Genomic DNA, 13,528 nt, shown 5'->3' on the forward strand with positions numbered 1-13,528 from the left:
CCATGCAAGGCGCTCAGCTCAGACATCAGCCCACCGCACCGACCGGCCGCAAGCCGGTACCGCGGGGTGCCAGCCGAATGGTGGCCAAAGAGCCGATGTCCGCGCGCCTGCCGAAAGCCAACTTCGGTTTTCTCAAAGCGTTGTTCTGGCCGGTACTGCTGGTGGCTTTGGGGTTCGGTACTTACGAAGGCGCGACACGGTTGTTGCCGTATGCCGACAGGCCGATCACCAAGATCAACGTGCAGGGCGACCTGAGTTACATCAGCCAGCAAGCGGTGCAGCAGCGGATCGCCCCTTACGTGGCGTCGAGCTTCTTCACCATCGACCTGGCGAGCATGCGCACCGAGCTGGAACAGATGCCATGGATTGCCCACGCCGAGGTGCGCAGGGTGTGGCCGGATCAAGTGGTGATCCGCCTGGAAGAACAACTGCCAGTGGCCCGTTGGGGCGACGAGTCGCTGTTGAACAACCAGGGCCAGGCCTTCACCCCGCGCGAGCTGGCGAACTATGAACACCTGCCACAGCTGTTCGGCCCACAGCGGGCTCAGCAGCAAGTGATGCAGCAATACCAGGTACTGAGCCAGATGCTCAGGCCGCTGGGCTTCTCGATTGCACGCCTCGAACTGCGTGATCGCGGCAGCTGGTTCCTGACCACCGGCCCCGGCAGTGCGGGTCCCGGGATCGAACTGCTGCTGGGACGCGGCAACCAGGTGGAAAAGATGCGCCGTTTCATCGCCATCTATGACAAGACGCTCAAAGAACAGATTACGAACATTGCGCGCATCGATCTGCGCTACGCCAACGGCCTCGCTGTTGGCTGGCGGGAACCTGTAGCGCCCACGGCAGCCCAACCCGCTGTCGCGAAGAATTAAGAAGAGGCAGGACCCATGGCAAACGTGCAAAGCGGCAAAATGATCGTCGGTCTCGATATCGGCACCTCCAAGGTGGTGGCGCTGGTGGGCGAGGTCGCGGACGACGGCACGCTGGAAATCGTCGGGATCGGCACCCATCCGTCCCGTGGCCTGAAAAAAGGCGTGGTGGTGAACATCGAGTCCACCGTGCAATCGATCCAGCGCGCCATCGAAGAAGCGCAGCTGATGGCTGGTTGCCGCATTCACTCGGCGTTCGTCGGCGTGGCCGGTAATCACATCCGCAGCCTGAACTCCCACGGCATCGTGGCGATTCGTGATCGCGAAGTCAGCTCGGCGGACCTTGAGCGTGTGCTCGACGCTGCCCAGGCTGTGGCGATCCCGGCTGACCAGCGCGTGCTGCACACCCTGCCGCAGGATTACGTAATCGATAACCAGGAAGGCGTCCGCGAACCGCTGGGCATGTCCGGCGTACGTCTGGAAGCCAAGGTCCACGTGGTCACCTGCGCCGTCAACGCCGCACAGAACATTGAAAAATGCGTGCGCCGCTGCGGTCTGGAAATCGACGACATCATTCTCGAGCAACTGGCTTCCGCGTACTCGGTACTGACCGATGATGAGAAAGAGCTGGGCGTGTGCCTGGTGGACATCGGTGGCGGTACTACCGACATCGCGATCTTCACCGAAGGCGCGATCCGTCACACCGCGGTAATCCCGATTGCCGGTGACCAGGTGACCAACGACATCGCCATGGCGTTGCGCACTCCGACCCAGTACGCCGAAGAAATCAAGATCCGCTACGCCTGTGCCCTGGCCAAACTGGCCGGTGCCGGTGAAACCATCAAGGTGCCAAGCGTTGGCGATCGTCCGCCGCGCGAACTGTCCCGCCAGGCCTTGGCCGAAGTGGTCGAGCCGCGCTACGACGAGCTGTTCACGCTGATCCAGGCCGAACTGCGCCGCAGCGGCTACGAAGACCTGATCCCGGCCGGCATCGTGCTGACCGGCGGTACTTCGAAGATGGAAGGCGCTACCGAACTGGCCGAGGAAATCTTCCACATGCCGGTGCGCCTGGGCGTGCCTCACGGCGTGAAAGGTCTGGATGACGTGGTACGCAACCCGATCTATTCCACCGGCGTCGGCCTGTTGATGTACGGCCTGCAGAAGCAGTCCGACGGCATCTCGTTCTCGGGCATCGGCAGTCGCGACAGCTACAGCAACGAAGAGCCACAGGCTCCGCTGCTGGACCGCCTGAAGAAGTGGGTCCAGGGCAATTTCTGAAGATTTACCGCAATACCGTTACACCGAAGCACGCAGTAGGCGAAAAAACTAGAGAATGTAAAGGAGAGGGAAAATGTTCGAACTCGTAGACAACATCCCCGCAAGCCCGGTAATCAAAGTTATCGGTGTCGGCGGTGGCGGCGGCAACGCTGTCAACCATATGGTCAAGAGCAACATCGAAGGCGTCGAGTTCATCTGCGCCAACACCGATGCTCAAGCGCTGAAAAACATCGGCGCGCGGACCATCCTGCAACTGGGCACCGGCGTGACCAAGGGTCTGGGCGCTGGCGCCAACCCTGAAGTCGGCCGTCAAGCCGCTCTGGAAGACCGTGAGCGCATTGCCGAAGTGCTGCAGGGCACCAACATGGTGTTCATCACCACTGGCATGGGCGGCGGTACCGGTACCGGTGCTGCGCCGATCATCGCCGAAGTGGCCAAGGAAATGGGCATCCTGACCGTTGCGGTCGTGACCCGTCCGTTCCCGTTCGAAGGCCGCAAGCGTATGCAGATCGCCGACGAAGGCATCCGTATGCTCTCCGAAAGCGTCGACTCGTTGATCACCATTCCCAACGAGAAGCTGCTGACCATCCTCGGTAAAGACGCCAGCCTGCTGTCGGCTTTCGCCAAGGCAGACGATGTACTGGCCGGTGCCGTCCGCGGTATCTCCGACATCATCAAGCGTCCGGGCATGATCAACGTCGACTTCGCCGACGTGCGTACCGTGATGAGCGAAATGGGCATGGCGATGATGGGCACTGGCTGCGCCAGCGGTCCGAACCGTGCACGCGAAGCCACCGAAGCGGCCATCCGCAACCCGCTGCTGGAAGACGTGAACCTGCAAGGCGCTCGCGGCATCCTGGTGAACATTACCGCCGGTCCGGATCTGTCCCTGGGTGAATACTCCGACGTGGGTAGCATCATCGAGGCATTCGCCTCCGAGCACGCGATGGTCAAGGTCGGTACCGTTATCGATCCGGACATGCGCGACGAGCTGCACGTGACTGTCGTTGCCACAGGTCTGGGCGCTAAAATCGAGAAGCCTGTGAAGGTCATCGACAACACCGTCCACACCTCGATGGCTGCACAGCCACAACAACAGGCCCCTGTTCGTCAGGAAGCTCCAGCGGTGAACTACCGTGACCTGGACCGTCCGACCGTCATGCGCAACCAGGCTCAGGCCGGTGCTGCGACTGCCGCGAAGATGAATCCGCAAGATGATCTGGACTACCTGGACATCCCGGCTTTCCTGCGTCGTCAGGCCGATTGATGGAATGTATCAGGGCTATGAAGGTGATTGGTGTTCAGCAAAGGCGTGGTCTGCTATCATCGCCAGCCTTTGTTGATACCAGTTCGCAATTTGCGCTGAAGCGGCCCAAGCCATGATTAAACAACGCACACTGAAAAATATTATCCGTGCCACAGGTGTAGGCCTGCACTCCGGGGAGAAGGTCTACCTGACCCTCAAGCCTGCGCCTGTCGACACTGGCATTGTGTTTTGTCGCGCTGACCTCGACCCTGTGGTGCAAATTCCTGCCCGCGCGGAAAACGTCGGTGAAACCACTATGTCGACCACGCTGATCAATGGCGACGTCAAAGTGGACACGGTAGAGCACTTGCTCTCGGCCATGGCTGGCCTGGGCATCGATAACGCCTACGTCGAGCTCTCCGCGTCCGAAGTCCCGATCATGGATGGCAGCGCTGGACCCTTCGTATTCCTGATTCAATCGGCAGGCCTGGAAGAACAGGACGCCGCCAAGAAATTCATCCGCATCCTGCGTGAAGTGACAGTGGAAGACGGCGACAAGCGCGCCACTTTCGTCCCTTTCGAAGGGTTCAAGGTGAGCTTCGAGATCGATTTCGATCACCCGGTTTTCCGGGACCGCACCCAAAGTGCAAGCGTGGATTTTTCCAGCACTTCGTTCGTAAAAGAAGTCAGCCGCGCCCGTACTTTCGGTTTCATGAGTGACATCGAGTACCTGCGCAAGCACAACCTCGCACTCGGCGGCAGCGTTGAAAACGCTATTGTGGTCGACGCCGATGGCGTACTGAACGAAGACGGCCTTCGCTATGAAGACGAATTCGTGAAGCACAAGATTCTCGATGCAATTGGTGACCTCTACCTGCTGGGCAATAGCCTGATTGGTGAGTTCAAGGGCTTCAAGTCCGGCCACGCACTGAACAACCAGCTGCTGCGCAAGTTGATTGAGCAGACAGATGCCTGGGAAGTCGTGACGTTCGAAGACGCCAGCACCGCACCGATCTCTTACATGCGTCCGGTTGCGGCCGTGTAAGCAAAAAACCTCTCTAGTTTTTTAAAGGCTACCTTCGGGTGGCCTTTTTTTATGTCCGAAGTTTGTAGTGCCTGGGCTGACCTCATCGCGAGCAAGCTCGCTCCCACAGTTGATTGCATTCCCCTGTGGGAGCGAGCTTGCTCGCGATGGCGTCCTCCCATCCAATGAAAGTCCTATTCGGCACACACCACCCGGTTACGCCCACCTTCCTTGGCCTGATACAGCGCCTTGTCGGCACTGAACAGCAATTGCTCCAGGTTGATATCGCTGGCCGCCGTCCAGGTGGCAATACCGATACTCACACTCATCGGCGGCTCACCGGCGTCCACCAGTGGCAGTTTCTGCACCGCCTCGCGGATGTACTCGGCGATCTGCTTCGCGCCTTCACTGTCAGTTTCGGCCAGGACCACCGAAAACTCCTCGCCGCCATAGCGCGCCACCAGATCCGTCGGGCGATGGACATTGGCGCGCAGGACCTCGGCCAACGCCCGCAAGGCTTCGTCGCCGGCCTGATGCCCGTGCCGGTCATTGAAGGCCTTGAAGTGATCGGCATCTATCATCAGCAACGACAACGGCCTGCCACTGCGCTGCGCACGAAACCATTCATGGCGCAGGGTCTGATCAAGGGATCGACGGTTGGCCACGCCGGTCAAGGCATCGGTGGCCGCCAGTTGCGCCAATTCCTGCTCGGCACTTTGGCGCCGTCGCAGCTCGCGGCAGAGCAGCCAGGTCAGCCACAACAGGCCAATGCACAAGACCCCTGTTGCACCGCTGATCACATAGGCCGTGCGGTTCCAGGTGGCGAACACTTCGTCGATGGAAAGGGCCACGATGACGGTCAGCGGCAGATTGCCGACCCGGGTAAAGGTGTACAGGCGCCGTTGATGATCGACACTCGACACGCTTTCAAAGGTACCACTGCGCTCGCGCAGCATGCGTACGACGTTGGGACGGCTGGAGAGGCTTTTGCCGATGGCGTTTTGCTCCCGGTACGGTTTCTGCGCCAGGAGGATCCCGTCATCGTTGATGATGCCCAGCGTACTGCCGTTGCCGATGTCGAGGCTGTTGAACAGTTGGTCGAAGTAGCTCATGCGCATCGACGCCACCGCGACACCCAGAAACTCACCCGTGGGCGAAGAAATGCGCCGGCTGAAACTGATGCGCCATTCGTCGCTGTCATCGCAGTCGCAGCGTGGCTTGAACGGTCGGCTGATAAACATGCCTGTGTCGCGATTGAAGGCATGGGCCAGGAAGTAATCGCGGTCAGCGAAGTTGCCCGGTTTCGGCTCGATCAATGATGAGTCGGCCAGCACGTCGCCGTGCTTGTCCAGCAGCAGGATGTCGCCCTTGTAGCGCGCAGTGGTGGAGCGGTCGAACAGCACCAGATGACGGATCTGCGGTGCAACCTGTTTAAGGTCGTCCCGTTGGGCGGCGGCGATCAGGCCCTGCAAGGTCAAGTCATAGAGCTCGACCGTACGCAGGACATCGGTATCGATCAGTTGCGCAATGGTGGTCGCGCTGCGTGTGGCGGTCTGCTGGGCGTAGGCGTGTTCGCGGATCAGCAGGAAAGTGACGATGCACAGGATCGAGATGACGGTCAGGGTACTGCCGAAGATCACCATGATCTCGGGTCGCCCGGTCGGGCCTTGAAAATGTGCGGTGCGGCTTGCGGTCATAGGGCTGACGTCTGCTAAAGGGACGCTCTAAGCGTAGTTGCATAAACGTAGCAGCCGAGTGAATCGTTCCCTCGAACGATTGATCTTGGGTGTGGGCGTCAGTGACTTTCGTTGCGCAAATTGCAATGAAGGCCGAGTCGCCACTATAAAAAAAGCCGCTGACAGCAGCGGCTTCGAAGACAACTTCTCAAAGGGAAGAGCCGATGAAAAGTGTCGAGGGAAACGGGTGTGATCGGTGCGGATCAGCTGTCTTTCTCGGCCAGTGGCTGGGCCTGGATGCTGGATGCCTGCGGGGCTTGGGAGTCTTGAGCAGCCTTGGCCGTCATCCCGATCTGATGCTCTTCGAACGTTGCAGCGCGTGCGGCGTTATGCGCGACGAAAGTCTGCGATTCTTCCGCCATCGCCAATGGCGACAGGAACAAAGAGGACAAAACGAAAGCGCTGGCAATACCCATACTGTTGGACATTTTTAAAACCTTCTTGCTTGGCAAGTGCTGTTTGGTGCGGGCAAAGATAAGGATATGGGGCGAGGGGAAAAAGAGCGGATTCATGAAAGGACTGTTGCAGCAAAAGCAAAGATCGATAGGAGGGAGCACACATTCACTGTGGCGAGGGGGCTTGCCTCCGTTCGGCGGCGAAGCCGTCGTAAATCCGGTATGCAAGGTGTATCAGATAAATCGTGGTTGCAGATTTTGGGGCCGCTGCGCAGCCCAACGGGGGCAAGCCCCCTCGCCACAGGGGTTGTGCCCGTCAGACGGGAAGGTGTATGCCGAACGTATTCATCCCATGATCACTGCGCACGAACACATCGCCGCCATGCATCAGCGCAATTGCCTTGACGATGGCCAGCCCCAGACCGTGATTGTGGCCGCTGTTGCTGCGTGACGCATCGACCCGGTAGAAGCGTTCGAACAGGCGCGGCAGATGTTCGTTGGCAATCGGCGAACCCGGGTTGGCGACGCCGATGCTGACTTGATGCTCCTGGGCTTCGATCCGCACTTGAATCACCTGCCCAGGCGCGGTGTGCTGCACCGCATTATTCAGCAAGTTGATCAATGCCCGGCGCAGATGGGCGATCTCGATGCGCACCTGCGCGTCACCACTGACCTCAACCTGGACCTGAGCGTCTTCGAGAATGAAATCCAGATATTCCAGGGTCGTGGCCACCTCATCGGCCAGCGAGGTTGAGGTGAGCTTGGTCGCCTTGCTGCCCTGGTCGGCGCTGGCGAGAAACAGCATGTCGTTGATGATCGAACGCAGTCGCTCAAGCTCTTCGAGGTTCGATTGCAGCACTTCGAAGTAGTGCTCGGCGGAGCGCCCACGGGTCAATGCGACCTGGGTCTGGCCGATCAGGTTGGTCAGTGGCGAGCGCAGTTCGTGGGCGACATCGGCGTTGAATGACTCAAGGCGCGAGTAGGCTTGCTCGACCCGTTCCAGGGTCGAGTTGAACGAGCTGACGAATTGATCGAGTTCCGGCGGCAACGGTGATAATCGCAAGCGCCCCGAGCGCAACGGCGGGGCCAGGCGCTGGGCTTCCTGGGACAGTTTGATCAGCGGCTTGAGCCCGATCCGCGCCACCCAATAACCCAGTGCCGAGGCCAGCAGAACACCGGCAATCGCCAGGCTGATCAGTGCGACCAGCAGGTGATGCTGGGTATGGAAAAACGTTTCGGTGTCGATGGCGATCATGAAGCGCAACGCTGGGCGCTGGTCCTTGGCCGGGAACTCGCTGACCAGCACTTTCAGCGGATACGGGTGCTCCGGCAGATGCATGTCGCGCGTACCCAGCGGGCCTTGGGCAAAGGCACGGATCTGCGAGGTCAGGTTGCCGTATTCGTAGTGTGGATCGCCGCTGATGATCCAGAAACTGATGCGCTTGTCTTCTTCGCTCAGCAGGTTGAGCTTGTTGTTGATCTTCACCCAGTGCTCTGGCGTGCCGTAACGGCCGACCGTGGATTCGAGCACGCTGTAGCGCGCATCGAGTTCGGCTTCTGGCAGCAGGCCCAGGCCCTTGTCGACCTGCTGGTACAGCGCCCAGCCGATCAGCAGGAACACCAGCAGCGCCACCAGCGTGAACATTGCGCTCAGACGCAGGGCGATGGAATTACTGGACACCACGGCTCTCCAGCACATAACCCATGCCACGAATGGTGTGCAGCAGTTTCTCTTCGAACGGCCCGTCGAGCTTGGCCCGCAGACGTTTGATCGCGACTTCGACGACGTTGGCGTCGCTGTCGAAATTGATGTCCCAGACCATCTCGGCAATGGCGGTTTTCGAGAGGATTTCACCCTGGCGCCGGGCCAGTACGCTGAGCAGCGAGAACTCCTTGGCGGTCAGGTCCAGGCGTGTACCGGCGCGGGTGGCCTTGCGGCTGATCAAATCTATCCACAGGTCGGCGATGCTCACTTGCACCGGTTCATGACCGCCGCTGCGCCGGGTCAGCGCTTGCAGGCGTGCCACCAGCTCAAGGAAGGAAAACGGTTTGCCCAGATAGTCATCGGCGCCTTCACGCAAGCCCTTGATGCGGTCTTCCACACGCTCGCGGGCGGTGAGCATGATCACCGGGGTTTGCTTGCGCGCACGCAGGGCGCGCAACACACCGAAGCCGTCGAGGCCCGGCAGCATGACGTCGAGGACGATCACCGCGTAGTCGCTCTCTAGCGCAAGGTGCAGACCTTCCACACCATCGCGGGCCAGATCCACGGTGAAACCCTGTTCCGTCAGGCCGCGATGTAGATAATCCGCGGTTTTTTCTTCGTCTTCGATAATCAGAACGCGCATGACCCCGCCTCAGTCTGTGGTCGCCAGCACCGGTTCTGGCGCAGGTTTAGGTCGATGGAATAGCCGCTCAAGCCACAAGTATATGACCGGTGTGGTGAACAGCGTCAGCGCCTGGCTCACCAGCAAACCGCCGACCACCGCGATCCCCAGGGGCTGGCGCAGCTCGGCACCGGTGCCATAGCCGAGCATCAACGGCAGAGCGCCGAGCAGGGCGGCGAGGGTGGTCATGATGATCGGCCGGAACCGTGTGATGCAGGCCTTGAAAATTGCGTCCTCGGGCGACATTCCGCCATTGCGCTGCGCTTCGAGGGCGAAGTCGATCATCAGGATGCCGTTCTTTTTCACGATACCGATCAGCAACACCAGCCCGATCAGCGCCATGATCGAAAAGTCCTGGCCGCAAATCCACAGCATGATCACCGCGCCGAGGCCCGCCGAAGGCAAGGTCGAAATGATCGTCAGCGGGTGCACGAAGCTCTCGTAGAGCACGCCGAGAATGATGTACACCGCCAACAGCGCCGCCAGGATCAGCCATGGCTGGCTGGCCAGCGAGCTCTGGAACGCCTGGGCCGCGCCCTGGAAATTACCGCTGATGGCGGTCGGCATGCCGATGTCGGCCTTGGCCTGGTTGAGCATGATCACCGCATCGCCCAGTGCCACACCGGGGGCCAGGTTGAACGACAGGTTGGCGGCGGGGAACATCCCGTCATGGGCGATGGACAGCGGGCCGACAGTCGGCGCATCGAACCTGGCCAGGGCCGACAGCGGCACCATTTCCCCGCTCAGGGGCGAGCGCAGGTAGAAGTAGTTGAGGCTTTCGGCCTTGCCGCGCTGCTTGGTATCCAGTTCCAGGATCACGTTGTACTGGTTGATCTGGGTCTGGAATTCATTGACCTGACGCTGGCCGAAAGCATCGTACAGGGCTTCGTCGACGTCACTGGCGGTGAGGCCGAAACGTGCAGCGGCGCTACGGTCGATGCTGATGTGGGTGATGCTGCCGCCCAGTTGCAGGTCGTTGGAAATATCGCGGAACGCCGGGTTGCTGCGCAGTTTTTCCGTCAAGCGTTGGGTCCAGGTGCTGAGGGTCGCACCGTCGTTGCTCTTGAGCACGTATTGGTACTGGGCGCGGCTCGGGCCGGAGCTGAGGTTGATGTCTTGCCCTGCACGCAGGTACAGGACTATACTTGGGACTTTCATCAGTTGCGGGCGAATCCGGTCAATGAACTGACTGGCCGAGACATCGCGGTCGCTGCGTTTTTTCAGGGTGATCCAGAAGCGGCCGTTGGCGATGGTCTGGTTGCTGCCGGAAACCCCGACCGAGTGCGAGAACGTTTCCACCGCAGGGTCGGCGGCGACGATTTCCGCCATTGCCAGGTGTTTTTTCACCATGTCGCCGTAGGAAATGTCGGCAGCGGCTTCGGTGGTGCCGAGGACGAAACCGGTGTCCTGGATCGGGAAGAAACCTTTCGGGATCAGAATGTACCCGGCAACGGCCAGGCCCAGTGACAGGCAGAACACGCCGATCATCAAGCGCTGATGGGCGAGGGCGTGGCGCAGGCCTTTTTCGTACCATGCCAGCAGACGCTCGCCAAAGCCCGGTTTGTCGTGGGCATGATGCACGGGCGCGCGCATGAACAGCGCAGCGAGGGTCGGTGCCAACGTCAGCGAAACCACCACCGAAATCATGATGGTGGAGGTGGCGGTCAGGGCGAATTCCTTGAACAGCCGGCCGACCACACCGCCCATGAACAGCAGCGGAATGAACGCCGCCACCAGCGAGAAACTGATCGACACCACGGTAAAACCGATCTCGCCGGCGCCCTTGATCGCCGCCTCGCGCATGCCGTCGCCGGCTTCCAGATGCCGGTGAATGTTCTCCACCACCACGATCGCATCGTCCACCACAAAGCCCACGGCGACCACGATCGCCACCAGCGTGAGGTTGTTCAGGCTGAAGCCCATGACGTACATCAGCGCAAAGCTGGCGATCAGCGACACACCGAGCACTGCCGACACGATCAGCGTGGCCGACAGTTGGCGCAGGAACAGCGCCATCACCGCCACCACCAGCATCACAGCGATCATCAAGGTGATTTCCACCTCGTGCAGCGAGGCGCGGATGGTCTGGGTGCGGTCGATCAACACCTTGACCTGCACCGAGGCGGGCAACATCGCTTGCAGCGCCGGCAGCGCGGCCTGAATGCGATCCACGGTCTCGACGATGTTGGCGCCTGGCTGGCGGAAAATCACAAGGTTCACGCCCGGTTGCGAACCCGCCCACGCCTGAACGTAGGCATCTTCCGAACCGTTGACAACTTTCGCGACATCCTTGAGGTGAACCGGTGCACCGTCCTTGTAGGAAACGATCAACTGGCTATATTCGTCGGGGTGGAACAACTGGTCGTTGGTCGACAGGGTTGAAATGCTTGATTCGCCGTACAGCGCCCCTTTGGCCAGGTTGAGGCTGGTCTGCTGGATCGCCAGGCGAATGTCCGCCAGGGTCAGGCCGATGGCGGCGAGTTTGTCGGCGGACACCTGGACACGGATCGCCGGACGCTGCTGACCGGTGATGACGACCTGGCCTACACCGTCGACCTGACTGAGCTGACGGGACAACAGGGTTTCCGTCAGGTCGCTGAGCTCAGGGCCAGGCATCAGCGAGGAGTTGACGCTGAGGATCAGCACCGGGCTGTCGGCCGGGTTAACCTTGCGCCAGGTCGGCAGGTTCGGCATGTCCTTGGGCAGTTTGCCCGCGGCGGTGTTGATCGCCGCCTGCACTTCCTGGGCGGCGGTGTCGATGCTCTTGTCGAGGGTGAATTGCAGGGTCAGGTTGGTCGAGCCCAGTGCACTGCTCGAGGTCATCTGGGTTACGCCGGGAATGGCACTGAATTGCACTTCAAGGGGTGTGGCCACCGAGGAAGCCATGGTTTCCGGGCTGGCGCCGGGCAGTTGCGCGGCCACCTGGATGGTCGGGAATTCTGCTTCCGGCAACGGCGCTACCGGCAGGCGCGGAAACGCGATGACACCCAGCAGCACCAGGGCGAACGTCAGCAGGACCGTGGCCACCGGGTGGTCGATGCACCAGGCTGAAATCGAACCATGGCCCTTCATTGCGCCGCCTCCGATCGCACCACTTGAGGTGGCTCGGTCAGCACTTGCACAGTAGCGCCGGGCTTGAGCCGCGACTGACCATCGCTGACCAGTACATCACCCGGCTTCACACCCTTGATGATGTCCTGGCCGCTGCCTTGATAGACCATCTGCACCTGCACGGCTTCGACCTTGTCCCCATTGACCCGGTACACGAAGTGCTGGTCGAGGCCGCGTTGTACGACTGTCGGCGGCACCACCAGCGCATCTTTATCCAGGGCAGTCTGAATCTTTACCGTCACCAGCAGGCCCGGCCAGAGTTTCTGTGCGTCGTTGTCGAATTCGGCTTTGGCGCGGATGGTGCCGGTGTTGGCGTTGATCTGGTTGTCGATCAGGGTCAGGTGACCTTCGCCGAGCAGGTTGCCGGTTTCGCCGTCGGTGTCGGCCCCGATGTAGGCCTTGACCCGGGCGTGCTGTGGGTCGTTGATCAGGCCTTGCAGGGTCGGCAGCATTTGCTGCGGCAGGGAGAATTCCACAGCGATCGGGTCGATCTGGGTCACGGTGAACAGGCCTTGGGTGTCGGTCATGCGCAGGAAGTTGCCTTCGTCGACGGTACGAATGCCGACACGACCGCTAACCGGGGAGCGAATTTGTGTGTAGGAAAGCTGTACCTCGGCGGAGTCAATCGAGGCCTGGTTACCTTGGGCGGTGGCCTTGAGCTGGTTGACCAGGGCTTGTTGCTGGTCGTAAGTCTGCTTGGACACGCCGTCGTCGACACTCAACAGCTTGTAGCGCTTGAGGTTGACCAGCGCCACTTGCAGTTGCGCCTGGCTTTCGCCCAGTTGTGCCCGGGCCTGGTCGAGGCTGGCGCGGATCGACCGGTCGTCGATGGTGGCCAGCAGGTCGCCTTTTTTCACCAGTTGGCCTTCCTTGACCAGCAATCTGGTGAGGATGCCGTCGATTTGCGGGCGGACCACGACGCTGTGCAGGGACAGTACCGAACCGATGCCGCTGACGTAGCGCGGTACGTCTTTTTCGGCGACGGCGACCACGCGCACCGGGATGGCGGTGGGGGTGGCGAGTTTGGCCTTGGCCGGTTTGGTGGCGTACCACAGGCCCAGCGCTGCCAGGACGATCAGAAGGGCGACGAGCAGGGCGGATTTTTTCTGGATTCGCATGCGAGTGGGGCGCCGGGGCTGAGTGGTCGGTAGGTGGGTAAGGTAGTTTCCTTTATAAACCTGTTTGCCGGTCAGGAGGGTGACGGCTAACTGACGGCGCTGTCAGTTTGCGGTTTGGTTTGGTCTTGGCGGCCTCTGGGCCGACCATGTTGTGGGTGACCGTGTGCATATCCGTTTCTTCGGTCACGGCGGCTATCGGTTCCGCCCTTACGGCGGGTCACTTGGAAAAGCCCCAAGTAACCAAGGGCTCTTGCCCCTGACGTTCGGCCCTTCGCTTAGGCTCAGGGTGCCCTCGCTCCGGTCCTGCTCCGTGGGCCCGCCGCCATCGGCCATCCATGGCCGGGGGCGGCTAACCCGGCATCCA

At 60.7% G+C, this 13,528-nt stretch carries 10 protein-coding genes; 4 read left to right on the forward strand and 6 right to left on the reverse strand.

Going from position 1 to position 13,528, the window contains the following annotated elements; all coding sequences use genetic code 11:
* Nucleotides 1-2: 2 nt before the first annotated feature.
* The 4 genes from KW840_RS00595 to lpxC all read left to right on the forward strand — a co-directional run bounded on the left by KW840_RS00595 (nt 3) and on the right by lpxC (nt 4,438).
* Entirely contained in the window at nt 3-872 is an 870-nt protein-coding gene (locus KW840_RS00595) for a cell division protein FtsQ/DivIB (RefSeq protein ID WP_057713366.1), read from the forward strand.
* Between the two features lie 15 nt (nt 873-887).
* The gene (ftsA, locus tag KW840_RS00600) at nt 888-2,147 is read left to right on the forward strand and encodes a cell division protein FtsA (protein WP_007989901.1); all 1,260 of its coding nucleotides are present in this window, start codon (nt 888-890) and stop codon (nt 2,145-2,147) included.
* Between the two features lie 73 nt (nt 2,148-2,220).
* Nucleotides 2,221-3,414 (forward strand): cell division protein FtsZ, encoded by a 1,194-nt coding sequence (gene ftsZ, locus KW840_RS00605; RefSeq protein WP_007972612.1) that lies wholly within the window; start codon nt 2,221-2,223, stop codon nt 3,412-3,414.
* 112 nt (nt 3,415-3,526) lie between these two features.
* Entirely contained in the window at nt 3,527-4,438 is a 912-nt protein-coding gene (gene lpxC / locus KW840_RS00610) for a UDP-3-O-acyl-N-acetylglucosamine deacetylase (protein WP_007916984.1), read from the forward strand.
* Between the two features lie 173 nt (nt 4,439-4,611).
* Here the strand turns inward: lpxC and KW840_RS00615 are convergent, their stop codons facing one another.
* The 6 genes from KW840_RS00615 to KW840_RS00640 all read right to left on the reverse strand — a co-directional run bounded on the left by KW840_RS00615 (nt 4,612) and on the right by KW840_RS00640 (nt 13,164).
* Nucleotides 4,612-6,114 (reverse strand): sensor domain-containing diguanylate cyclase, encoded by a 1,503-nt coding sequence (locus tag KW840_RS00615; protein ID WP_218494227.1) that lies wholly within the window; start codon nt 6,112-6,114, stop codon nt 4,612-4,614.
* A gap of 242 nt (nt 6,115-6,356) precedes the next feature.
* Nucleotides 6,357-6,581 (reverse strand): hypothetical protein, encoded by a 225-nt coding sequence (locus KW840_RS00620; RefSeq protein ID WP_218494498.1) that lies wholly within the window; start codon nt 6,579-6,581, stop codon nt 6,357-6,359.
* A gap of 283 nt (nt 6,582-6,864) precedes the next feature.
* The gene (locus tag KW840_RS00625) at nt 6,865-8,229 is read right to left on the reverse strand and encodes a heavy metal sensor histidine kinase (protein ID WP_218494228.1); all 1,365 of its coding nucleotides are present in this window, start codon (nt 8,227-8,229) and stop codon (nt 6,865-6,867) included.
* A complete protein-coding gene (locus tag KW840_RS00630; protein ID WP_056726212.1) occupies nt 8,219-8,896 on the reverse strand; it encodes a heavy metal response regulator transcription factor in 678 nt (225 codons plus the stop codon). Before KW840_RS00630 ends, KW840_RS00625 begins: the two co-directional genes overlap by 11 nt.
* Nucleotides 8,897-8,905: 9 nt before the next feature.
* Nucleotides 8,906-12,007, reverse strand: a complete 3,102-nt coding sequence (locus KW840_RS00635) for a multidrug efflux RND transporter permease subunit (RefSeq protein WP_218494229.1) — start codon at nt 12,005-12,007, stop codon at nt 8,906-8,908.
* Nucleotides 12,004-13,164 (reverse strand): efflux RND transporter periplasmic adaptor subunit, encoded by a 1,161-nt coding sequence (locus KW840_RS00640; RefSeq protein WP_057713371.1) that lies wholly within the window; start codon nt 13,162-13,164, stop codon nt 12,004-12,006. Before KW840_RS00640 ends, KW840_RS00635 begins: the two co-directional genes overlap by 4 nt.
* Nucleotides 13,165-13,528: the final 364 nt, after the last annotated feature.

This window comes from Pseudomonas sp. PDM30 (assembly GCF_019218985.1).
GTDB lineage: Bacteria > Pseudomonadota > Gammaproteobacteria > Pseudomonadales > Pseudomonadaceae > Aquipseudomonas > Aquipseudomonas jessenii.